The 24759-nt window shown below is 75.6% G+C and carries 8 protein-coding genes; 4 read left to right on the top strand and 4 right to left on the bottom strand.

The annotated features are described in order from the left end of the window. Positions 1-2: 2 nt before the first annotated feature. The 3 genes from ACZ6J5_RS07650 to ACZ6J5_RS07640 are packed head-to-tail and all read right to left on the bottom strand — an operon-like array spanning position 3 to position 3450. A complete protein-coding gene (locus ACZ6J5_RS07650; RefSeq protein ID WP_469388759.1) occupies positions 3-1325 on the bottom strand; it encodes an aminotransferase-like domain-containing protein in 1323 nt (440 codons plus the stop codon). Continuing rightward, the gene (locus ACZ6J5_RS07645; RefSeq protein ID WP_469388756.1) at positions 1322-2431 is read right to left on the bottom strand and encodes an alpha-hydroxy acid oxidase; all 1110 of its coding nucleotides are present in this window, start codon (positions 2429-2431) and stop codon (positions 1322-1324) included. Before ACZ6J5_RS07645 ends, ACZ6J5_RS07650 begins: the two co-directional genes overlap by 4 nt. Next, positions 2428-3450: a VOC family protein gene (locus ACZ6J5_RS07640; protein ID WP_469388754.1), complete on the bottom strand. Its 1023-nt coding sequence runs from the start codon at positions 3448-3450 to the stop codon at positions 2428-2430. Before ACZ6J5_RS07640 ends, ACZ6J5_RS07645 begins: the two co-directional genes overlap by 4 nt. 257 nt (positions 3451-3707) lie before the next feature. Here ACZ6J5_RS07640 and ACZ6J5_RS07635 point away from each other — a divergent pair, with 257 nt between their 5' ends. From ACZ6J5_RS07635 to ACZ6J5_RS07625, 3 genes are read left to right on the top strand one after another with little or no spacing between them, the layout of a single operon-like run. Continuing rightward, the gene (locus ACZ6J5_RS07635; protein ID WP_469388752.1) at positions 3708-6374 is read left to right on the top strand and encodes an AMP-binding protein; all 2667 of its coding nucleotides are present in this window, start codon (positions 3708-3710) and stop codon (positions 6372-6374) included. A gap of 6 nt (positions 6375-6380) precedes the next feature. Continuing rightward, positions 6381-7562, top strand: a complete 1182-nt coding sequence (locus tag ACZ6J5_RS07630) for a cytochrome P450 (RefSeq protein ID WP_469388750.1) — start codon at positions 6381-6383, stop codon at positions 7560-7562. 23 nt (positions 7563-7585) lie between these two features. Further along, positions 7586-7882, top strand: coding sequence for a phosphopantetheine-binding protein (locus ACZ6J5_RS07625; RefSeq protein ID WP_469388748.1), 297 nt, complete (start codon positions 7586-7588; stop codon positions 7880-7882). 216 nt (positions 7883-8098) lie between these two features. On the opposite strand, the gene ACZ6J5_RS07620 is transcribed toward ACZ6J5_RS07625, so the two are convergent. Beyond that, on the bottom strand, positions 8099-15160 hold the full coding sequence (locus tag ACZ6J5_RS07620) for an amino acid adenylation domain-containing protein (RefSeq protein ID WP_469388746.1): 7062 nt from the start codon (positions 15158-15160) through the stop codon (positions 8099-8101). A 207-nt stretch (positions 15161-15367) separates the two neighbouring features. Between ACZ6J5_RS07620 and ACZ6J5_RS07615 the strand changes: the two genes are divergently transcribed. Continuing rightward, positions 15368-24715 carry an amino acid adenylation domain-containing protein gene (locus ACZ6J5_RS07615; RefSeq protein WP_469388743.1) on the top strand — a complete coding sequence of 3116 codons (9348 nt, stop codon included), beginning with the start codon at positions 15368-15370 and terminating at the stop codon, positions 24713-24715. Positions 24716-24759 lie beyond the last annotated feature (44 nt).

Genomic DNA, 24759 nt, shown 5'->3' with positions numbered 1-24759 from the left:
TTTCAGGTCCTCTCCAGAAGGTCGGTCACCAGCGAAGCGAACCGGTCCAGACCGAGGTCGATCTTCTCCGGGGTGAGCGAGCTGATGGACAGCCTCAGCTGCCGCAGTCCGCCCCCCGCCGCGTAGAAGTGGTGCATCGGCGTCCAGATGACCTTGTGCCGCTTGGCCGAGTAGGCGAGCAGGTCGTCGTCGGCGACGAACGGGACCGTGACGACCAGGAAGAATCCGCCGTCGGGCCGGTTCCAGCGGACCGGCGACGGGGCGGGGAAGCGTCGCGCGAGGCCGTCGAGCAGGTGGTCCAGCCGCTCGCCGTAGCGGGCGGTGGCGTCCCGGTTGGCCTCGCGCAGGGCGAAGTCGTGCTCCAGCAACATGCCGCCGATGACCGCCTGGGCGATCGGCGGGGTGTTGACCGTCATCATGCTCTTGATCTTCGAGAGCTCGTCGGCGAGGATGCCGGCCGCCGTGCCGTCCCGGACGACCGGCTGGTCCGCGACGACGAAGCCGATGCGGGCGCCGGGCAGGGCGGTCTTGGCGTACGAGCCGAGGTAGACGACCCGGTTCCCGGTGTCCAGCGACTTGAGCGTCGGCCGGGGGGCCGCGCCGCCGCCGAAGAAGCCGTACGGGTTGTCCTCGATGATCAGGATGTCGAGCTCCGCGGCCAGGTCGAGCAGCCGGTGCCGGGTCGGCACGTCGAGGCTGAGCCCGGTCGGGTTGGCGAAGTCGGGCACCAGGTAGCAGGCCCGGGGCCGCAGTCCGGCCTCGCGGGCGCCGCGCACCGTGGCCGCCAGGTCGTCCAGGTCGATGCCGCCGGTGCCGCTGCCGACCGGCACGACCGGCAGGTCGACCAGGCGGGCGGCGCCGGTGATCCCCACGTACGCGGGGTCGGTGGCGAGCAGCACGTCCCGGTCGTCGGCGCGCAGCGCGCGCAGCACCAGGACCATCGCCTCCTGGCAGCCGACGGTGACCAGGATCGACTCCGGGTCGACGTCGATGGACTCGTCGGCCGCGAGGTTGCGGGCGACCAGGTCCTGGATGACGCCCTTCGTCCTGCCGTACTGGTAGAGCCGGTTGCGGGCGGTGGCGGCGCCCTCGGTGCCGGTGACGTGCCCGGTCCAGGCGCGCAGATAGCGGTGCACGTCCTCGACGGCGAAGCCGCCGGGGTCGGGCCGGCCGGCCGCGAAGGAGACCGCGTCCGGGTAGCGTTCGGACACCTCGTTGAGCAGGTTCATCGACAGCAGCGCCGGATCGGACAGCGAGCCGTGCAGCCCGGCCAGGTCCAGCACCGTCCCCGGTCGTGCCGTCGAGGCGCGGGACGCCTCGGTCATGTTCCCTCCCGTTCGTCCGGGCACGGTGCCCAGCGCACGCCGAGGCGTCGGGCCGCGGCCACGTGGGGCGCGCCGGCGAGGGCCATCGACACCTCCAGTTCGGTCCGCAGCAGCTCCAGCGTCCCGGCCACCCCGGCCTCGCCGCCGGCGGCCAGCCCCCACAGGACCGGCCGGCCGAGCAGCACCCCGGAGGCGCCGAGGGCGAGGGCGCGCAGCACGTCCGTGCCGCTGCGCACCCCGCTGTCGAGCAGCAGTTCGCAGTCGTCGCCGACCGCGTCCCGGATCGCCGGGAGCGCCGTCAGGCTGGGCACGGCGCCGTCGAGCTGCCGTCCGCCGTGGTTGGACACCACGAGGCCGTCGGCGCCGAGTTCCACCGCGCGCCGCGCGTCCGCCGGGTCGAGGACCCCCTTGAGGACGAGCGGAAGCCGGGTCCGGCCGCGCACCCACTCCAGGTCGGCCCAGGACAGCGTGGGGTCGATCACCGAGGCGGCGTGGCCGCCGACGCTCTGTCCGGCGCCGCGCTGGGTGTCCGACAGGTTCGCCGGGGCGGCGTGCGCCGGGACGGTGAAGCCGTTGCGCAGGTCCCGCAGCCGCCGCCCCATGAAGGGGACGTCCACGGTGAGGATCAGGGCGCGGGCGCCCAGCCGCTCGGCCTCCGCGATCAGCCACGCGGTGCGGTCCCGGTCGCGCAGCCAGTACAGCTGGAGGTACGTCTCTCCCCCGGCGGGGGCGAGCTCGTCCAGCAGCCGGCTCGCCAGGGTCGCCGCGGTGAACGGGACCCCGGCCGCGCGGGCCGCGCGGGCCACGGCCGGCTCGCCGTCGGGGTGCACCATGGCGTGGAAGGCCATCGGCGCCACGGCGACGGGCATCGAGGCCGGCGCCCCCAGCAGGGTCACCGAGGTGTCGGCGTGCTCCACCCCGTTGAGGACCCGGGGCACCAGGTGGCACCGGTCGAAGGCGCCTCGGTTGGCGAGCAGCGTGGACTCGGCGCCGCTGCCGCCCGCGACGAAGTCGTAGACCTCGGGGGGCAGTACGGCACGGGCCCGGTCCTCGACGTCGTCGAGGGTGAGCGGTTCGCCCGTGAGGACGCCCGGCCCGCCGGTCACAGCAGGTCCTGCCGTTCGACGGCCTCGTACAGCTTGCGGATGTTGTTGCTGCCGAAGGTGGTGGCGCCGCGCCGCTCGATGATCTCCATGAAGAGGGTGCGGCGCGGGTGCTCGGAGCGGGTGAAGATCTGGAACAGCTCGCCGTCGTGGTCCCGGTCGGCGAGGATGCTGTACTTGCGCAGCTCCTCGACCGCGTAGCCGGAGTCCCCGAGGCGCTCGCCCAGGTCCTCGTAGTAGGTGTCGGGCGTGGACAGGAAGCGCACGCCGGCGGTGCCGAGGTCGGCGACGGCGTCCACGATGTCCGGCACGGCGAAGGCGAGGTGCTGCACACCGGCGCCGCCGTGCTTCTTCAGGAAGTCGTCGATCTGGCCCGGGGCGGCGCCGCTCATCGGCTGGATCAGCGTGAGCGTCACGCCCCCGTTCGGGCTCTGCACCACCTTGGACTGCATGGCCTGCGCGCCGACGTGGATGTCCTCCTCGAAGACCACCTGCCAGCCCAGGCTGCGACGGTAGGCCTCGACGGTGCGGTCGAGTGCGCCGTTCTCCAGGCAGACCGCGATGTGGTCCACGCTCAGGAGGTGCCGGGACAGCGTCCCGGAGGCGCCGTCGGCGCCCCGGTCGGCGCCGTCGGCGGGCACCGGTGTGATGCCGGGCAGCGACCAGGGCTCGCCCTCGGGCCGGTGCACGAAGCTGTGGGTGACGTCGCCGAAGGCGTCGAGCACCGTGGGGTCCGGTGCGGCGACGCGCAACGCGATGTCGCTGACGCCGTCGCCGTGCCGGGCGGTGTAGAGGCTGGCCGGATGGGAGTCGACGCGCCCCTGGAGGAGCAGCAGGACGGTGTCCCGCCGGCCCACCGCCACGGCGGTGAACTCCGGGGTCTCGCCGGCGGCGATCACCTCGAAGCCGTAGCGCTCCACGAACTCGGCGGCCCTGGCGTGGGCGTCGCCGACGGAGAGGGTGATGTGGTCGATCTCGGCGTCGACGGCGTGCTGATTTCTGGTCTGGGGTCCGGACGACATTGAATTCCCCCAAGGCTCGATAATCGGTTTCGACGTCGGGAACAAGAATTGTTCAGATCCCGGTACCGCGACGCCGAAAAGCTACGGACGGCCTCGGAAGAATGTCAACGGAAGTCCGTGCCAGCCGCCGAATGGTGCGGAACCCGCCTTCTCGCCCTTGGGTACAGGGGGGTTCGCTATGGGGTTCATAGGGGTTGCGCGGGCCAGGGCGGCAGGTGAGTATGCGACGGATCGAAGCTGCGGACAAGGAGCGGTACGTGCTGATTCACAAGGCACTCGACGAACGCGCGGCAGAATACGGCGACCATATTGCTCTGATTGACGAAAACGGCCCCGTCACCTATTCCGAACTGGTCGCGGCGGCGGATTCGCACGCCGCCGCCCTGGCCGCCGCGGGGGTGGGACCGGGCAGCCTGGTCCCGGTCCGCGTCGCGCGCTCGGCGCGGATGGTGACCCTCCTGCTGGCCGTGCTGAAGACCGGCGCGGCCTACTGCCCCATCGACGTGAAGTGGCCCGACGAACGGGTCCGCGAGCTGCTGCGCCTGCTGGACGCGGAGCTGTTCGTCACGGACACCCCGCTCGCCGGCGCCCCCTGCTGGACCCCGCCGGCGACGCCGGTGGCCGCGCCTCGGCCGGTCCCGGCGGAGCTCGGGCCCGAGGCCCCGGCCTGCGTCTTCTTCACCTCCGGCTCGACCGGCGCCCCGAAGGGGGTGGTGACCCCGCACCGGGCGGTGCTGCGGCTCTTCGACGGCGGCCCGCTGGCGGCCTTCGGCCCCGGGCGCACGCTGCCGCAGCTCGCCCCGGTCGGCTGGGACGCCTGCGGACTCGAACTGTGGGGGATGCTCAGCCGGGGCGGCACCGTGGTGCTGCCCGAGGAGGACCACCTGCTGCCCGACGCCCTGCGCGAGCTCGTCGAGCGGCACGGGGTGAACACCCTGGTGCTGGTCGCCTCCGTGGTGAACCTGCTGGTGCGGCTGGACCCGGACTGCTTCCGGGGCGTGGACCTGATGTTCATCGGCGGGGAACGCCTGTCGCCGGGCCCCGTCCGCGAGCTGCTGCTGGCGCACCCCGGCACGACCGTCGTCAACTGCTACGGACCGGTGGAGAGCTTCGCCTTCGCCACCATGCACCGGATCAGCCCCGAGGACTGCGCGCTGCCGCACGGCGTGCCCATCGGCCGCCCGGCGCCCGGCACCGGGATCCACCTCGTCGACGGCGAGCTCTGCGTCTCCGGCGCGGGCCTCGCCGACGGCTATCTCAACGCCCCGGAGCGCACCGCCGAGGTGTTCGTCACCATCGAGCCCGACGGGGTGCCGACGCGGGTCTACCGCACCGGCGACCGCGCGGAGCGCGACGCCGAGGGGGTGCTGCACTTCCTGGGCCGGGCCGACCGGCAGGTGAAGATCCGCGGCTACCGGGTGGAGCTCGGCGAGGTGGAGAGCCGCGCCACGGCGCGGGGCGGGGTGCGCGACTGCGTCGCGGTGGCGCTGCCCGGCCGAGGCGGCGGCGCCTACGAGCGCCTCGCGCTGGCCTTCACCGGAGACGCCGAACCCGACCGGCTGCGCGCCGAGTTGCGCGACCGGCTGCCCGGCCATCTGGTGCCCGACGTGGTGCGTCGGCTGGACGCACTCCCCCTCAACGCCAACGGCAAGGTCGACCACCGTGCCGTGACCGAACTGCTGCGCGTACCGACCCCCGGAAAAGGGCTGACGATGACCACCACGTACACGGAATCCGCCGAGACGACGGCCGGGAGCACCCTCGCCACGGAGCTCACGGAGCTCACGGAGAGCACGGAGAGCACGGAGCTCACCGAGCTCACCGAGCTCACGGAGAACACGGAGCACCCCGGGCACCCCGAGAGTCCCGGGAGTCCCGCGAACAGGCCCAGAGCGGAGAGAGCCGAGGCCGTCGAGGCCACCGACCCGATCGTGCGGGACTACCTCACGCTCGTCGACGACAGCATGGTCGCGGTCCTGCCGCACGCCCTGCGGATCGCCGTCGAGCTCGGCGTCGCCGACGTGCTGGACCCCGCGAGCGCCCAGCCCGTGGCCAAGACCGCGGAGCTGATCGACGCCGACCCCGACGCCCTGGGCCGGCTGCTGGCCGCCCTCGCCCCCGCCGGGTTCTTCGCCGGCGACCGGGAGGGCGGCTTCCGGCTGACCGCGCTCGGCGCGCGGCTGCGCCGGGACCACCCGGACAGCCTCTCCGCGTCGCTGGTCAACGCGGAGAGCCCGCTGGCCTGGCTGCGGGCCACCGACACCTTCCGCACCGGCACCGCCTCGTTCGGCGACGGTGCCGGGAACGACGGCGACGGCGGCTTCTTCGGCGTCAAGAACACCCGGCGCGGCGAGAACCTGGCCTTCCTGCGCCGGATGCGGGAGCGCACCGGACGGCTCTACCGGCAGGCCGCCGGGGCCGTCGACTGGTCCGACGCGCGCGTCATCATGGACATCGGCGGCGCCGACGGCTTCCTCCTCGGCGAGATCCTCGCCGTCGCCCCGCACGCGGACGGCGTGCTCTTCGACCGCCCCTCGGTGATCGAGGAGGTGAACCTGCGCGGCGGGGTGCCCGGTTGCCGCCCGGTGGCCGGGGACTTCTTCGCCTCGGTGCCCACCGGCGCCGACACCCATCTGCTGTGCAGCGTGCTGCACGACTGGACCGACGCCCAGGCGGTGGAGATCCTGCGGTCCAGCCGCCGGGCGCTGCCCGCCGGGGGCCGGCTGCTGGTCATCGAGATGCTGGTGCCGGAGGACGGCGCCGGGCACGTCAGCCACTGGAGCGACCTCGGCATGATGGTGCTCACCGGCGGCCGGGAGCGCGACCGGGCCGGCTTCCGCCGGATCCTGGAGGCCGCCGGCTACGCGCTGCACCGGGTGCTGCCCATCCCGGGCTCGCCCTTCTCCGTCATCGAGGCGCGCTGAGCGGCGATGGACATCGACCTGCTCGCGCCGGACGTCTTCTCCGGACACCGGTTCCCCGGCCTGCTGGCCGCCGTCCGCGAACGGCCCGGCCTGACCTGGCACCCGGAGCCCGAAGGGCCCGGATTCTGGGTGGCCGCGCGGTACGACGACGTCCTCGCCGTCCTGGGCGACCCGGCCGTCTTCAGCTCCCGGGCCGGGATCCGGCTCGGCGGCTCGGGCGAGGCGGCCGAACGGGTCGCCGACCGGATGATGGTGGTCAGCGACCCGCCGCGGCACGGCCGCATCCGCCGCGTGGTGGGGGCGCCCTTCACCCCGGCGGCGCTGCGCCGCTGGCAGGACCGGATCGTCGCCGGCGTCACCGAGCTGGTGGACGAGGCGCTCGGCCCGCCCGGCGGCGGCCCCGTCACCCTGGACGCCGTCGGCGGGCTGGCCCAGCTCCTGCCCAACCAGGTCATCTGCGCCATGATGGACCTGCCCCGGGCGGACTGGCCGCTGATCGGCCGGCTCACCACGGACGGCCTGGACTCCCCCGACCCGATCGACCGGCTGGACGCCAACGCCGAGATCTTCGGCTACTTCGCGGACCTGATCGCCGAGCGCCGGGCCCGCCCCGGCGACGATCTGGTCAGCGGTCTGCTGGCGGCCGGCGGCGACCTCACCGACGACGAACTGATCCTCAACTGCAGCGGGGTGCTGACCGGCGCGAGCGAGACCGTGCGCTACTCGGCGGCCGGGGCGCTGCTCGTGTTCGGCGAGCGCCCGGAGCTGTGGGAGGCGCTGCGCGCGCGGCCCGGACTGCTGCCGACGACGGTCGAGGAGATCCTGCGCTGGACCAGCCCCGGCCTGCACGCGCTGCGGACGGTGACGCGGCCCGTGACGGTCGCCGGGACCGCGCTGCGCCCCGGTGACCGGGTGACGGCCTGGATCTGCGCGGCCAACCGCGACCCGGCCGTCTTCGCCGACCCGGACGTCTTCCGGCCCGACCGGACGCCCAACCGGCACCTCGCCTTCGGCTGGGGCCCGCACGTCTGCGTCGGGTCCCGGGTCGCGCGCCTGGAGCTGACGGCGCTGCTGACGGCGCTGCTCCGCCGGGTCGGCGCGATCGCCCCGGCCGGGGAGCCGGAGTGGAGCCCCGGCAACTTCATCCACGGACTGACCCGACTGCCGGTGCGGCTGAGCCCGGCGTGATCCCGTCAAGGAGCTGATCGACCATGGACACGGCCGACCCCGCCGGCACCGGCGGCACCGCCGACGCCACCGGCACCTCGGTGCCGCCCGAGCTCGGCGAGCTCGCCGCGATCTGGGAGGAGGTGCTGGGCGTCCCCGTCACGGCGGACGCGGACTTCTTCGCCCTGGGCGGCCAGTCGCTGGCCGCGATGGAGGTGGTGGCCGCGGTACGCCGCCGCCTCGGCGTCTCGGTCCGGGTCCGGGTCCTGCTGGAGCACCCGGTCCTCGCGGACTTCGCCGCCCGCCTGGCCGGTCCCGGGGGGACCCCGGGCGAGGGCTGACCCCCGGGGCGGCCCGGCGGGACCCGACCGGACGACGGCGGGAGCGGACCACCGCTCCCGCCGTCTTCGCGTGCCCGGCGGGGGCGGTACGGGAACGGGGCCGGGCGGGACCGCACCCGGACGCGCCGCCGCCTCGTACCTACCGCGCCCGGACGCGCCGAGGCCCCGGCCGGTGGACCGGCCGGGGCCTCGGCGCGTACGCGGGCGGGGCGGGCGTCAGGGGCGGACCAGGCGGGCCAGCACCCCGCGCAGGCTCTCCGCCAGGGCGGTCAGGTGGGGCTGCTGGAGCATGGTGTGGTGGTCGCCGGGGACGGTGTGGTACTCGAAGCCGCCTCGGGCCAGGACGCGCCACGGCCGGGTCTTCGGCCGGTGCGGCTGCTGCTTCGCCGAGAGCAGCACCAGGCGCGCGTCGATCGGCCCGGGGCGGTGGCACAGCAGGGCGCGGGTGTTGGCCTCGAAGACCCGGATCCGCTCGCGCATGTCCTCGCGGATGCCGGCCGGGACGAGTCCGGCGCGCTCCAGCAGGTCCAGCAGCCGCTCGTCCTGGAGCTCCGGCGGCAGGCCGCGCAGCGCCGCCTCGTCGTACGGGGGCGCCGGGACGCCCGCGAGGCCGGCCAGGTCGTGGACGAAGCCGCCGAGGAGCACCGCCCGGTCGGGCAGGCGCTCGCCGAGGTACGGGGGCATTCCGGTGTCCAGCATGACGACGAGGGCGGTGGTCTCGCCCTCGGCGGTCAGCCGCGCGGCCATCTCGGCGGCGACCACGCCGCCCAGCGACCAGCCGCCGAGGTGGTAGGGCCCGTGCGGCTGGACGGCGCGGATCGCGTCGGCGTACCGGGCGGCGAGCGAGCCCAGGTCCGCGGTGAGGGGGCCGCCGTCGAGTCCCGGGTCCTCCAGGCCGTACAGCGGCTGGTCGGGGTCGACGAGCCGGGCCAGCGGCAGGTAGGGCACGACGGAGCCGCCGACGGCGTGGACCAGGAACAGCGGGGGCCGGCTGCCGGATGCCTTGATCGGGACCAGCGGGGAGGGCTGGGTGCGGGCGGTGCGGGAGGGTTCGAGCAGCATGGCGGTCATCTCCACGGTGGGTGCCGAGTACAGGTCGCGCATGTCGAGTTCGACGCCGAGCCGGTCGCGGAGCGCGGCGCGCAGCCGGGTCAGGTCGAGAGAAGTGCCGCCGAGGTCGAAGAAGCTGTCGCGGACGCCGATCCGCTCGGTGCCGAGCAGCGCGGCCCAGACCTCGGCGACCGCGCGTTCGGTGGCGTCGCGCGGGGCGAGGAACGCGCCGTCGCGGGCGGCCTCCGGGGCGGGCAGCGCGGCCCGGTCGACCTTGCCGTTGCCGGTGAGCGCGATGCGCTCCACGGGGACGAGGGCGGAGGGCACCATGTAGCCGGGCAGCCGCTCGGCGAGGTGGGCGCGCAGCGCGGCCACGTCGATGCCGGTGCCGCCGGGCGCGCCCGTCCTGGGCACCAGGTAGCCGACGAGCCGGTCGTCCCGCACGGTCACGCAGGCGTTCTCGACCTGGGGGTGGGCGGCCAGCACGGCCTCCACCTCGCCGAGTTCGATGCGGAAGCCGCGGATCTTGACCTGGTGGTCGATCCGGCCCAGGTACTCCAGGCCGCCGTCGGCGCGGCGGCGGGCCAGGTCGCCGGAGCGGTAGAGCCGGGCGCCGGGGGTGCCGCCGAAGCGGTCGGCGACGAAGCGGCGGGCGCTCAGTCCGGGCTGGCCGAGATAGCCCCAGGAGAGTCCGGCGCCGCCGACGAGGAGTTCGCCGGGGACGCCGATGGGGGCGGGCTGCCCGGCCTTGTCGACGACCCACAGGGAGAGGTCGGGGATGGGCTCGCCGATGGGGCTCGCGTTGTCGCGCAGCAGCTCGCGGGTGAGCGGGCAGTAGGTGACGTGGACGGTGGTCTCGGTGATGCCGTACATGTTGACCAGGCGCGGGTACTCCTCGCCGTGCCGGTCGAACCAGCGGCGTACGGCGTCGACGTCCAGCGCGTCGCCGCCGAAGACCACGTACCGCAGGGCGAGTTCGCGGGGGTGCTCCGCGTCGGCGGCGACGAGCTGCCGGAAGGCGGCCGGGGTCTGGTTGAGGACGGTGACCCGCTCCTCGGCGAGCAGCCGGTGGAAGTCCTCGGGCGAGCGGGTCTGCCACTGCGGTACGACGACCAGCCGGCCGCCGTGGGCGAGGGCGCCCCACAGCTCCCAGACGGAGAAGTCGAAGGCGAAGGAGTGGAAGAGCGTCCACACGTCCCGCTCGTCGAAGCCGTACCACTCCTCGGTGGCCCGCAGCAGCCGGACGACCTGTCCGTGCGGGACGGTGACGGCCTTGGGCGCGCCGGTGGAGCCGGAGGTGTAGATGAGGTAGGCGAGGTCGGCGGCGGTCGCGGCCGGTGCCGGGACGGGGAGTTCGCCGTCGGTGTCGGCGTCCAGGAGGAGCGGTTCGGCGGGCACGTCGAGGCCGGTGCGGGTGACGACGACCGACAGGCCCGCGTCGGCGGCCATGTAGGCGAGGCGCTGCGCCGGGTGGTCGGGGTCCAGGGGTACGTACGCGGCGCCGGCGCGCAGGATGCCGAGGATGCCGACGACGAGGTCGGCGTCCCGGTGGAGGCTCAGGCCGACCAGGCCGCCTCGGGTGACGCCGCGCGCGGCGAGGCGGGCGGCCAGCCGTTCGGCGCGGCGGGCGAGTTCGCGGTAGGTGACGCGTTCCTCGCCGGCGACGACGGCGACGGCGTCGGGGCGGCGGCGGGCCTGGGCGGCGAAGAGATCCCACAGCGATCCCTCGGCGGGGACCTCGCGCCGGGCGGCGCTCCAGCCGCGCAGCAGGGCGGACTCCTCGGGGCCGGTGAGGGTGAAGGTGCCGAGGGTGGCGTCGGGGGCGGCGGCGGCGCGGGTGAGGACCCGGCCGAGGTGGCCGAGGAGCCGGGTGATCCGGCCGGCCTCGTAGAGGTCGGTGGCGTATTCGGCCTGGAGGCGCAGTCCGCCGTCGGCGGTGACGGTGGCGTGGGCGGCGAGGTCGAAGCGGGCGACCCGGCCGGCCACGGGGACGGCCTCGGCGGTGACCGGGCCGAAGGCGGGTCCGGCGGCCTCGGTCTCGTCGGCGTGCAGGGTGAGGCTGATCTGGAAGAGCGGGTTGCGGCCCGGTTCGCGGGCCGGCCGCAGCTCCTCCACGAGGCTGGTGAAGGGGAGGTCCTGGTGTTCGCCGGCGCCCCGGACGGCCTCTTCGCAGCGGCGCACGAGCTCGCGGAAGGTGGGGTCGCCCGAGGTGTCGGCGCGCAGCACCACGGTGTTCGCGAAGTAGCCGACGAGGGGTTCGAGTTCGGGGCGGTCGCGGCCGTAGAGGACGGAGCCGATGCCGATGTCGTCCTGGCCGGTGTGGCGGGAGAGGACCAGCAGGAAGCCGGCCATCAGGACGGAGAGCAGCGAGCCGCGTTCGGTGTCGGCGAGGCGGCGCAGGGCGGTGCCGAGGCCGTCGGGGAGGTGGAGTTCGGCGGTGGCGCCGGGGTGCGCGGCGGCGGTGGTGCGGGGGTGGTCGGCGGGGAAGTCGAGCTGGGGCAGGGCGTGGAGCCGTTCGCGCCAGTAGTCGAGCTGTTTGTCGAGTTCGGCGTCGGCGAGCCGGGCGCGCTGCCAGACGGCGTGGTCGGCGGGCTGGATGCCGAGGGCGGGCAGGGTGGTGCCGGGCGTGGTGTAGAGGGTGGCGAGTTCGTCGAGGAGGACGCCGGCGGACCAGCCGTCGGCGACGATGTGGTGGGCGCAGAGCACGAGGACGTGCTCCGCGGGGCCGAGCCGCAGGAGTTCGGTGCGCAGCAGCGGGTCGGCGGCGAGGTCGAAGGGGCGGGTCGCGGCGCGGGCCAGGGTGTCGGCGAGCTCGTCGGGGTGGAGCGGGGTGACGGGGAGCGGCCAGTCGGCGGGGGTGGGGTCGGTGACCTGGACGGGGGCGCCGTCGGCGACGAGGAAGCGGGTGCGCAGGCTCTCGTGGCGCCCGACGAGGCGGGCCAGCGCGCGGGCGAGGCGTTCGGGGTCGAGGGGGCCGTTCAGGCGCAGCGCGAGCGGCACGTTGTAGACCGGGGAGGCCGGGTCGAGCTGGTGGAGGAACCAGAGGCCCTCCTGCTGGTGGGAGAGCGGCATGGCCTCGGTGCGCGGGGCGGCGGGGATGCGCCGGGTGGTGTCGGGGGCGGCGAGCCGGGCGGCGAGCTCGGCGACGGTGGGCGCCTGGAAGAGGGTGGCGACGCCGAGTTCGGCCCCGAGGGCGGTGCGGACGCGGTTGACCAGGCGGATGGCGAGCAGGGAGTGGCCGCCGAGGGCGAAGAAGCCGTCGTGGACGCCGACCTCGGGGAGCTGGAGCACTTCGGCGAACAGGGCGCACAGGGCGCGTTCGCGGTCGTCGCGGGGGGCGACGCGGTCGCCGGCGGCGGTGTCCGTCGCGGGGGCGGGCAGCGCGCGCCGGTCGATCTTGCCGTTGGGGGTGAGGGGGAGCTGGGCGAGCGGGACGAGGGCGGCGGGCACCATGTAGGGCGGCAGGACGGAGGCGGCCGCGGCGCGGATGCCGGCGAGGTCGGGTTCGGGCACGGCGGGCACCAGGTAGCCGACGAGCCGCTTGTCGCCGGGGCGGTCCTCGCGGGCGTGGACGTGGGCCTGGGCGACGTGCGGGTGGCGCGCGAGGACGCTCTCCACCTCGCCGGGTTCGACGCGGAAGCCGCGTATCTTCACCTGGGCGTCGGCGCGTCCGGCGAATTCGAGGGTGCCGTCGGCGCGCCAGCGGGCGAGGTCGCCGGTGCGGTACATGCGGGTGCCGGGCGGGCCGAAGGGGTCGGCGAGGAAGCGTTCGGCGCTCTGTCCGGGGCGTCCGTCGTAGCCTCGGGCGAGTCCGGCTCCGGCCGCGTACAGCTCGCCGACGACGCCGACGGGGACGGGGCGCAGCCGCTCGTCGAGGAGGTAGACGGCGGTGTCGTCCATGGGCCGGCCGAGCGGCACGGCGTCGGGGACCGCGTCGGGGTCGTGGAGCGGCATCTGCACGGAGCACATGGTGAGTTCGGTGGGGCCGTAGGTGGCGCGGACCCGGAGCTCCGGGTGGCGGCGCAGGACGGCGCGGACGGCGGTGGAGCTGATGACGTCGCCGCCGGTCATCACCTCGCGCAGCCCGGCGAAGCAGTCCGGGTCCTCCTCGGCGATGACCTGGAAGAGGCCGGAGACGAGCAGGACGTCGGTGAGGGCGGCGGCCTTGACGACGGCGCCGTCGACGTCGCCGGGGGGTGCCACGACGATCTCGCCGCCGGAGAGCAGCGGCACCCAGATCTCGCAGGTGGAGGCGTCGAAGGCGTGCGGGGAGTGGAGCAGGGCGCGGCGCGGGCGGGGGTCCTGCCAGCAGCGGTCGCGGGCGAAGGCGAGGACGCCGCGCTGGGTGGTGACGACGCCCTTGGGCGTCCCGGTGGAGCCGGAGGTGTACATGATGTACGCGGCCTGGTCGGGGTGCGCGTCGGTGCCGGGGACGGCCGCGCGGTCGGCGTCGTCGGGGCGGAAGCCGGTGACGTTCAGGGTCGGCAGTCCGGCGCCGGTCGCCGCGTCGTGGGCGTGCAGCGTGTCGTCCGTGAGGAGGAGGGTGACGCCGGAGCGCTCCATGATGTCGAGGAGGCGGTCGGTGGGGGCGGTCAGCGGCAGCGGTACGAAGCAGCCGCCGGCCTTGAGGACGGCGAGCATCGCCACGATCAGGTCGGCGGAGCGCTGCTGGAGGAGGGCGACCCGGGTCTCGGCGGTGACGCCGAGCCGGGTGAGGCGGCCGGCCAGCAGGTCGCCGCGGTGGTCGAGGGTGGCGTAGTCGAGGGTGCCGGACGGGTCGGTGACGGCGGGCGCGGCGGGGGTGCGGGCGGCCTGGAGGGCGACGGCGCGGGCGAGGCCGGTGTCCGGTTCGGGGCCGGTCTCGCCGTTCCAGGCGTGCAGCACGGCGTGGCGTTCGCGGGGGTCGAGGAGGTCGAGTTCGCCGAGGGTGCGGTCGGGGTCGTCGACGACCTGTTCGAGGATCCGGACCAGGCGCTGGGCGAGGGCGGTCACGGTGTCCCGGTCGAAGAGCTCGGTGCGGTGGACGAGTTGGGCGGTGAGGCCGAGCGGGGTGCCGTCGGGGGCGTAGCGGTCGGTGAAGCTGACGGAGAGGTCGAAGTGGGCCGCGACGGCTCGGTTGCGGGTCTCGGTGACGGTGAGTCCGTCGAGGGCGTACCGGGCGGCGGCGTTGTTCTGGAGGACCAGCGCGACCTGGAAGAGCGGGTGGCGGTTGAGGGCGCGGCTGGGGTTGAGGGCCTCGACGAGCCGGTCGAAGGGGAGTTCGGGGTGGGCGAGGGCGGCGAGGTCGGCCGCGCGGGCCCGGCCGAGGAGTTCGCGGAAGGTGGGGTCGCCGGCGGTGTCGAGGCGCAGCACGAGGGTGTTGACGAAGAAGCCGATGAGGTCTTCCAGGTCCTCCTCGGCGCGGCCCGCGTCCATGGTGCCGAGGGGGATGTCGGTGCCCGCGCCGAGCCGGGTCAGGAGGGCGGCGAGGGCGGCGTGCACGACCATGAAGAGGGAGGCGTCGGCGTCGCGGGCGAGCCGCAGCAGCCGGGCGTGCAGCTCTGCGGGGAGCTCGGCCAGCACCTCGGCGCCGTCGTCGCCGGAGACCTCGGGCCGGGGGCGGTCCAGGGGCAGCGGGAGCTCGTCGGGGAGTCCGGCGAGCCGCTCGGTCCAGTGGGCGAGCAGCTCGGCGCCGTCGGGCCCGTCGAGGAGCTCGCGCTGCCACAGCGCGTAGTCGGCGTACTGGACGGGCAGCGGCTCCCAGTCGGGCGCGGTGCCGGCCCGGCGGGCCGCGTAGGCGGTGCCGAGGTCGCGGCCGAGCAGCGCCATGGACCAGCCGTCGCCGACGATGTGGTGGAGCACCACGTACAGGGTGTGGTCCTCCTCCCCCGCGCGCAGCAGCCACACCCGCAGCGGCAGGTCGGCGGTGAGGTCGAAGGTGTGCCGGGCGAGCCGGTCCAGGTCGGCGGCGAGGCCGTCCGGGCCGACGTCGAGCACGGTCACGAACGCGTCGGGCTCGACGTGCTCGCGGACCCGCTGGCGGGGTTCGCCGTCGGTCTCGGGGAAGACGGTGCGCAGGCTCTCGTGCCGGGCCACCAGGTCGCCGAGGGCGGCGCGCAGGGCGGCGGTGTCGAGGGGGCCCTCCAGGCGCAGCGCCAGGGGCAGGTTGTAGGTCCAGGCGTCCGGGTCCAGGCGGTTGAGGAACCAGAGGCGTTGCTGCGCGAAGGACAACGGAACCAACGGGAACACGGATCCTCCTGTGCCGGCGAGGCGTCGACGGGCGTCGGCCGCACGATAGGGCGGCGCGCGCGGAAGGCGAGGTCACGGGTGCCGAAAGGGGGTTCGGCCAGGGGTTCCGGGGCGCGCGGATAGGGGTTGTCGCCCTCTTCGGGGTCCGCCCATCATGGGCCAGCCCGCATGGGACCCACCGGCACACAACGACCATGGAGACCCGCGATGCCGTTTTCGCCGGAGCGCTTGCCGTCGGCCGCTATCGACCCGAACGAGTCCTTGCACGGCCTGGTGGCCGGGCACGCGGCGAGCCGAGGTGCCGCGCCCGCGCTGCGCTGCGGCCCGGTCGAGCTGAGCTACGCCGAACTGGACGCCCGGGCCGGGCGCCTGGCCCGGGTGCTGCGCGCCCGGGGCGTCGGCGCCGAGGACCTGGTGGCGCTGGCCCTGCCGCGCTCGGCCGAGCTGATCGTCGCGATGCTGGCGGTCGGGAAGGCGGGCGCCGCGTTCCTGCCGGTGGACGTGCACCACCCGGCCGAGCGGATCGCGTTCATGTGCGCGGACAGCGCGCCGCGCGCCCTGCTGACCTCGGGGGCGGAGCGGTACGGCCTGCCCGAGACCCCGGGCACGGACCAGTGGTCCCTGCCGGAGCTGCTGGCCGAGGCGGAGGCGGGCGGCTCCGGCCCGACGCCCGCGTCCGGTACGGGCCCGGCGTCCGCGTCCGCGTCCGGCTCCGGCCCGGCGGACGGGCCCGCCCCCGCGCACCGTCCGCTCTCCCTCGCGTACGTCATCTACACCTCCGGTTCGACGGGCCGCCCCAAGGGGGTCGCCGTGCCGCACCGGGGGCTGCCCGCGTTCGCCGCCGATCTGGTGGAGCGGATGGCGTCGGGCCCCGACGCGGTGGTGTCCCAGCTCGCCTCGCCCAGCTTCGACGCCATGATCATCGAGGTGCTGCTGGCGTTCGCGCCGGGCGGCACCCTGGTCGTCGCCCCGCCGGACCCGCCGGCCGGCGAGGAGCTGGCCGCGTTCCTCGCGGAGCACGGGATCACCCACGCCTTCGTGGCCCCGTCGGTGCTGGCGACCGTGCCGCCCGCCGGACTGCCCGCGCTGCGGTCCCTGATGGTCGGCGGCGAGGCGTGCCCCGCGCGCCTGGTGGAGCTGTGGGCGCCGGGCCGCCGGATGGTGAACGGCTACGGGCCCACCGAGACCACGATCGCGATCACCCTGTCCGCGCCGCTCGTGCCCGGCCCCGACGCGCCGCCGATCGGCTCCCGCTCCGGGGACACCCGGCTGTACGTCCTGGACGCCCGGCTGCGCCCGACGCGGCCCGGTGAGATCGGCGAACTGTACAGCGGGGGCGGCGGCGTGACCCGCGGCTATGTGAACCGGGCCGCGCTCACCTCCGAGCGCTTCCTGGCCGACCCCTTCGGGGAGCCGGGGAGCCGGATGTACCGCACCGGCGACCTGGTGCGGCTGCTGCCGGACGGTCAGCTCGCCTACTGCGGGCGGGCCGACGACCAGGTGAAGATCCGGGGGCTGCGGATCGAGCCGGGCGAGATCGAGGCGGTCCTGGCCGGGCATCCGGCGGTGGAGCAGGCCCGGGTGCTGGTGCACGAGGACCAGCGGGGCGAGAAGCGCCTCGCGGCCTATGTGGTGGCCGCGCCGGTCCGGGAGAGCGACGACGACGGCAACGCCGGGCGGCACGTCGACGAGTGGCAGCAGATCTACGAGACCTTCTACGACGAGTCCGACCGCTCCGCCTTCGGCTCCGACTTCTCCGGCTGGAACTCCACGTACACCGGCGAGGGCATCCCGGTCGAGGAGATGAGCCGCTGGCGGGAGGCGTTCGTCGGCCGGGTGCGGGACTTCGCGCCCCGGCGGGTCCTGGAGGTCGGCGTCGGCTCGGGCCTGATCCTGACCCGGCTCGTCGGCGAGGTCGAGGAGTACTGGGGCACCGACTACTCGGCGTCCGCCGTCGAGGGCCTGCGCGACCGGCTGGCCGGGGAGCCGGAGGCCGCGAAGGTCACCCTGCGGGTCCAGCCCGCCGACGACACCGAGGGGCTGCCGCGCGGCCGCTTCGACACCATCCTGATCAACTCCGTGGTGCAGTACTTCCCCGACGAGCGCTATCTGCGGGACGTCCTGGTCAAGCTGCTCGGCCTGCTCGCGCCGGGCGGCCGGCTGCTCGTCGGCGACGTGCGCTGCCTGCCGCTCGTGGACGCCATGTGGACCGGCGTCCGGCTCGGGCAGCTCGGCCGCGACCCGGAGCCGGAGGTGCTGCGCCGCGAGGTCGAGCAGGCGGTGCTCCTGGAGAAGGAGCTGCTGATCGACCCGGGCCTGTTCGGCACGGTCGGCGCGGGCGCCGTGGACGTACGGCTCAAGCGCGGCGCGGACCACAACGAGCTGACCAAGCACCGCTACGACGTGGTGCTGCACCGCCCGGGCACCGCCGTGCAGGACCTGGCGGGCGTCCCGGAGCTGCGCTGGGGCCCGGACGTGCGGGACCCGGAGGAGCTGGCCGCCCGGCTGGCCGGCGGGACGGCGCTGCGGCTGACCGGGGTGCGCAACGCCCGGGTCGCCGGCGAGGTCGCCGCCGCGCGGGCGGTCCGGGCGGGCGAGCCGGTGGCGGCGGCCCGCGCGGCGCTCGACGGCCCGGCGGACCGGACCGACCCGGAGGACTGGCACGCCCTCGCCGGGGCGCACGGCCGCACCGCCGTGGTCACCTGGTCCGCGGCGGGCCCCGACCTGGTGGACGTGGTGTTCCCGGCGGCCGGCGGCCCCGAGGCGCTGGACGGGACGTACCGGGCCGGGGGCGCGGCAGCCTTCACCAACGACCCGATCGCCACCCGGCGGCGCGGGCTGCTCGTCGCCGCGCTGCGCGACCGGGCCCGGGAGGAGCTGCCCTCCTACCTGGTGCCCGCCGCGTTCGTGGTGCTCGACGCGCTGCCGCTGACCGCGAGCGGCAAGCTGGACCGGCGGGCGCTGCCCGAGCCGGACTTCCGCGGCGAGGTGTCGGGGCGGGCGCCCCGGGACGCGCGGGAGAAGCTGCTGTGCGAGCTCGCCGCCGAACTCCTCGACCGGGCCTGGATCGGCATCGACGACGACTTCTTCGAGCTGGGCGGGCACTCGCTGCTCGCCGCCCGGCTGCTCAACCGGATCCGGGGCGCCTTCGGCGTACGGCTCGGGCTCGACGCGCTGTTCGCGACGCCGACCATGGCCGGGCTCGCGGCGACGATCGCGGCGACCGGCGAGCTGGAGGCGCCGCCGCTGGTGGCGGCCGCCCGGCCGGAGCGGGTGCCGCTGTCCTGGGCGCAGCAGCGCCTGTGGTTCGTCAACCGGATGGACCCGCTGGGCTGGACGTACAACCTGCCGGTGGTGCTGCGGCTGGCCGGCCCGGTGGACCTGGCGGCGCTGAACGGCGCGGTCCGGGACCTGACGGCCCGGCACGAGACGCTGCGCACCGTCTTCGACGAGCGGGACGGCAGCCCGTTCCAGCGGGTGCTGCCCGGGGTCCCGGACGGCGACCCGGTGCTCGTCCGCGACGTGGCCGAGGCGGAGCTGGACGAGGCGGTGCGGACCGCGTGCCGGGAGCCCTTCGACATCACGGCCGAGGCGCCGGTGCGGGTGCGGCTGCTGCGGACCGCGCCGGAGCGGCACGTCCTGGTGCTGGTGCTGCACCACATCGCGGGCGACGGCTGGTCGATGCGGCCCCTGGCGCGGGACCTGGCCGCCGCGTACGCGGCCCGCCGGGCGGGGGGCGCGCCGGAGTGGGCGCCGCTGCCGGTGCAGTACGCGGACTACGCGCTGTGGCAGCGGGAGCTGCTGACCGGCGCGTACCAGGAGCAGTTGACCGGCTTCTGGCGGGACTACCTGGCGGGGCTGCCGGAGGAGCTGGCGCTGCCCTACGACCGGCCCCGGCCCGCCGGGACCGACCACGCGGGCGAGCTGCTGCCGCTGCGGATCCCGGCGGAGCTGCACGCCGGCCTCCTCGACCTGGCGCAGCGCGGCCGTACGACGCTGTTCATGGTGCTGCACGCGGCGCTGGCGGCGCTGTACACGCGGCTCGGGGCGGGCACCGACATCCCGATCGGCACGGTGGTCGCCGGGCGCGGCGACGACCAGCTGGAGGAGCTGGTCGGCTTCTTCGTCAACAACGTGGTGCTGCGCGCCGACACTTCCGGCGACCCGACGTTCCGTGAGCTGCTGGAGCGTGCCAGGACCGCCGACGTGGCCGCGCTGAGCCACCAGGAGCTGCCCTTCGACCGGCTGGTGGAGGCGCTGAACCCGGGCCGCTCGCTGAGCCGCCATCCGCTGTTCCAGACCATGCTGGTGCTCCAGAACAACGAGGACGCCGGTTTCGGTCTCGCCGGTCTGGACGTCGAGGCGGTCCGCTCGACGCCGTCGGCCGCCCAGCTCGACCTGTTCGTGAACCTGACCGAGGGGTACGCGGGGGACGGTGCCGCCGACGGCATCGTGGGCGAGATCGTCTACCGCACCGGGCTGTTCGACCCGGAGACCGTCCAGGCGCTGGCCGACCGGTTCGTGCGGGTCCTGGAGGCCGTGGCCGCCGATCCCGACCGGCGGCTCGGCGGGCTCGACGTGCTGGGCGCCGCCGAGCGCGAGGCGCTCCTGTACGGCCGGCGGGACACCGCGCGGGAGCTGCCCGGGGCCTCGCTGCCGGGGCTGTTCGCGGCGCGGGCGGCGGAGCACCCCGACGCGGTGGCGATCGCGGGCCCGACGGTCCTGACGTACGCCGAGCTCGACCGGCGGGCCAATCACCTGGCGCACCGGCTGGTCGAGGCGGGCGCGGTCCCGGACCGGCCGGTGGCCCTGTTGCAGGAACGTTCGGCCGAGCTGGTCGTGTCGATGCTCGCGGTGCTCAAGGCGGGCTCCTCGTACCTGCCGCTGCCCTCGGGCGTGCCGGCGGCCCGGCTGCGCGAGATGGCCGCGCGGGCCGGTGCCGGACTGCTGGTCACCGACCGGGGGAACGTACCGGCCGGGCTGACCGGCCTGACCGCGCTGGCGCCCGGGGACGGCACGGCCGACCGCGCGCCGCGCCCCGATCCGCACCCGGACCAGGCCGCGTACGTGATGTTCACCAGCGGCTCGACCGGCGTCCCCAAGGCCGTGGTGCTGACCCACCGCAACGCCGCCGGGTTCGTCCGCGACGGCCTCTGGCGGGCCGGGGCCACCGTGCTGATGCACTCGGCGACCGGCTTCGACGCCTCCGTGCACGAGATCTGGACCCCGCTGCTGACCGGCGGCACGGTCGTCGTGGCGCCCGAGGGGGTCCTCGACGCGGCCGGGCTCGCCTCGGCGGTCGCCGGCTCCGGCGTGGACCGGATCTGGCTCACCTCCGGCCTCTTCGGCGCGCTCGCCGAGGACCCGGAGTGCTTCGCGGGCGTCCGGGAGGTGCTGACCGGCGGCGACGTGGTGCCGCCCGCCGCCGTCGCCCGGCTGCTGGAGCGCCACCCGGACCTGACGGTCCGCGCCCTGTACGGGCCGACCGAGACCACCACCTGCTCCACCCGCTTCTCGATGTCCGGCGGAGAGCCCGTGCCCGCCCGGGTGCCGATCGGCGGCGCGATGGACGACACCCGCCTGTACGTGCTCGACGCGCGGCTCCGGCCGGTGCCGACCGGGGTGCCGGGCGAGCTGTACATCGCGGGCTCCGGGGTGTCCCGGGGCTACGCCGGACAGTCCGGGCTGACCGCCGAGCGCTTCACCGCCGACCCCTGGGGACCGCCCGGCGCCCGGATGTACCGCACCGGCGACATCGTCCGGTGGCGGCGGGCCGGCCGCACGCTGGACTTCGTCGGGCGGGCCGACGCCCAGGTGAAGATCCGGGGCTTCCGCGTCGAGCCCGCCGAGGCAGAGGCGGCGCTCACCGCGCTGCCGGAGATCGCGCGGGCCTTCGTCACCGCCCACGAGGACCGAGGCGGCGAACGCCGCCTGGTCGCCTACCTGGTGCCCGACGGCGCAGCGCCGGACCTCGGCGCCGTCCGCGACCGGCTGGCCGGGGCGCTCCCCGACTACCTGGTGCCCAGCGCCTTCGTCGTCCTGGACCGGCTCCCGCTGACCGGCAACGGCAAGGTGGACCGCCGGGCGCTGCCCGAGCCCGAGTTCACCGCCGGGGCCGGCTACACGGCGCCGCGCACCCCGGCCGAGGAGATCGTCGCCGGGCTGATGGGCGAACTCCTCGGCCGCAACCGGGTCGGCGCCCACGACAACTTCTTCGACCTCGGCGGGCACTCGCTGCTCGCCACCCGGCTGGTCAACCGGATCCGCACCCACCTCGGCGCGGACCTGGGCGTGGCCGACCTGTTCGAGGCCCCGACGGCGGCGGCGCTCGCCGCGCGGATCGGCTCCGGCGGCCCCGCCGGCCGCACCCGCCCCGCCCTGGTCCCGGCCCCCCGCCCGGAACCGCTGCCGCTGTCGTACGCCCAGGAGCGCCTCTGGTTCCTCTCCCGGTGGAACGGGCTGGGCTGGCCGCTGCCGCTGCGCGTGGACGGGCCCGTGGACACCGGCGCGCTGCGCGCCGCCGTCGGCGACCTGCTGGCGCGGCACGAGACGCTGCGGACCCGCTTCCCCGAGACGGACGGGGTGCCCCGCCAGGAGGTCCTGGAGCGGGCCGACCCGGACGAGGTGCTGCGCGTGACGGAGGTGGCGCCGGAGGAGCTGGACCGGGAGCTGACGGCCGCCGCCGCGCACCGCTTCGACCTCACGGCCGAACTCCCGCTGCGGCTGCACCTGTTCAGCACCGGCGCGGAGCGGCACACGCTGCTCCTGGTGATGCACCACATCGCCGGTGACGGCTGGTCGCAGGTCCCGCTCGCCCAGGACCTGGGCGACGCGTACGCGGCGCGGCTGACCGGCGGCGCCCCGGCAGCCCGCCCGCTGCCGGTGCAGTACGCGGACTACACGCTGTGGCAGCGGGCGCTGCTCGCGGGCCCGGACGGGGCCCGGCTCACGGAGCACTGGCGGGAGCGGCTCGCCGGGCTCCCGCAGGAGCTGGCGCTGCCCTACGACCGGCCCCGGCCGGACTCCTCGGACCTGCGCGGCGCGCTGCTCCCGGTCGCCCTGCCCGCGCCGCTCCACGCGGGGCTGCTCGACCTGGCCCGGACCACCCACACCACGCTGTTCATGGTGCTGCACGCCGCCCTCGCCACGCTGTACACCCGGCTCGGCGCGGGCACCGACATCCCGCTGGGCACCGCGGTCGCGGGGCGCAGCGACGACGGTCTCGACCATCTGGTCGGCTGCTTCGTCAACAGCCTGGTGCTGCGCACCGACACCTCCGGCGACCCGAGCTTCCGCGAACTGCTGGGCCGGGTGCGGGAGCTGGACCTGTCGGCGTACGCCCATCAGGAGCTGCCGTTCGACCGGCTGGTGTCCGCGCTGAACCCGGCCCGCAGCCTGAGCCGGCACCCGCTGTTCCAGACGATGCTGGTGCTGCAGAACAACGCGGAGTCCGTCTTCGGGCTGTCCGGCACGGAGGTGTCGGCGGCGCCGACCGAGGGCGAGCTGGCCGCGCTCAAGGTCGGTCCGGTGGACTTCGACCTGAGCCTGAGCTTCGCCGAGCGGCACGGGGCGGGCCGGGAGCCCGAGGGCATCACGGGCGAGGTGCGCTACCGCACCGACATGTTCGACCGGGAGACCGTGGCGGGCCTGATGGACCGCCTGGTCCGGGTGCTGGCCTCGGCGGTCGCGGACCCGGACGCCCCGATCGGGCGGTTCGAGCTGCTCTCCGACGAGGAGCGGCGCACCGCGCTGGCCGCGCCGCGCGAGACCGGGCGGCCGGTCGTCGGCGAGGACCTGGCCACGCTGTTCGCCCGGCGGGCCGAGGCCCGGCCGGACGCGGTGGCCGCGGTCGAGGGCGAGCGCTCGATCGGCTACGGGGAGCTGGACCGGCGGGCGAACCACCTGGCGCACGCGCTGGTCGCCGCGGGCTGCCGGCCCGACGACCCGGTGGCGGTGCGCCTGCCGCGCGGCATCGGCTACCTGGTGGCCGTGCTGGCCGTGATCAAGGCGGGCGGCGGCTACCTGCCGCTGCCCAGCTCGGCGCCGCTCGCCCGGCAGCAGCACATGGTCGACCACATGGGCGCGAGGCTGCTCGTGACGGAGGACCGGACGGAGCTGACCGGAGTCACGGTCGTCACGCCCTCCCCCGGCACCGCCGAGCACGGCCCGGCGGTCGCGGGCCACCCGGAGCTCACCGCGTACACGATGTTCACCAGCGGTTCGACCGGCGCCCCGAAGGCGGTGAGCGTCTCGCACCGCGCGGTCGCCGAGTTCGTGGCCGACCGCGCCTGGGCGGGGCTGCGGCCCGCCGACGCCCTGATGCACTCGCCGGTCTCCTTCGACCCGTCCACGTACGAGATCTGGCTGCCGCTGCTGACCGGCGGCCGGGTGGTGGTCGCGCCCGAGGGCGAGCTGGACACCGACGTGCTGGCCCGCGCGGTGACCGGGGGCGGGGCCACGACGGCCGTCTTCACCTCGGCCCTCTTCAACCTGATGGTGGCCGAGGCACCGGCGGCGATGGCGGCGATGGACCTGGTCTGGGTCGCCGGCGACGTGGTGTCGCCCGCGTCGGTCGCGGAGCTGCTGTCCGGGGCGCCGGACACCGCCGTCGCGGCGGCCTGGGGCACCACCGAGACCACGGTCATCTCCACCTGGCACCCGCTCGACGGGGCCCCGGCCCGTACGGTGCCGATCGGGCTGCCGATGGACCACACCGGGGTCTATCTGCTCGACGAGCGGCTGCGGCCGGTGCCCCCGGGGGTGCCCGGCGAGGTGTACGTGACCGGGACCGGGCTCGCCCGGGGGTACGCGCGCCAGCCCGACGTGACGGCGGGCCGCTTCGTGGCCGATCCGTACGGGCCGCCCGGCGGGCGCATGTACCGCACCGGCGACCTGGCCCGCCGACGGCCGGACGGGGTGCTGGAGTTCGAGGGCCGGGCGGACGCGCAGCTGAAGGTGCGCGGCTTCCGGATCGAACCCGCCGAGGTCGAGGCGGCGCTGACCGGGCACCCGGACGTGGCGCACGCGACGGTGACCGGGGACGGCGAACGGCTGATCGGCTATCTGGTGCCGGCCGGGGCGGACGTGGCCTCGGTGCGCGAGCACGCCGCCGCGCTGCTGCCGGAGCACCTGGTGCCGAGCGTGTTCGTGACGCTGGACCGGCTGCCGCTGACCGGCAACGGCAAGGTCGACCGCGCGGCGCTCCCGGCGCCGGACCCCAGGGCGGCCGGGCCGGCGTACACGGCGCCCCGGGACGAGCGGGAGGAGGCCCTGTGCGCGATGTTCGCGGAGGTCCTGAAGGCCGAGCGGGTCGGCGTGCACGACAACTTCTTCGACCTCGGGGGCCACTCGCTGCTCGCGACCCGGCTGCTGAACCGGGTGCGGACGCGCTACGACGCGAGCCTGAGCGTCGCCGCGCTGTTCGAGTCCCCGACGGTCGCGGCCCTCGCCGAGCGCCTGGGCCGGTCCGCGCGGCGCGGCCGCCCGAAGCTGCGGCGGCGCACCGGCCCCGCCGGGCCGCCCGAGTCCTCCGGCCACGAGCCGGACCCCCGATGACCTCAGAACCCGAGTCGATCCTCGTATGGGAATGGGAGAGCACG

The sequence above is a fragment of the Streptomyces sp. NPDC042100 genome (assembly GCF_055582325.1).
Note: the sequence above shows the minus strand (reverse complement) of the source record. Positions and strands in the feature narration are given on the sequence as shown.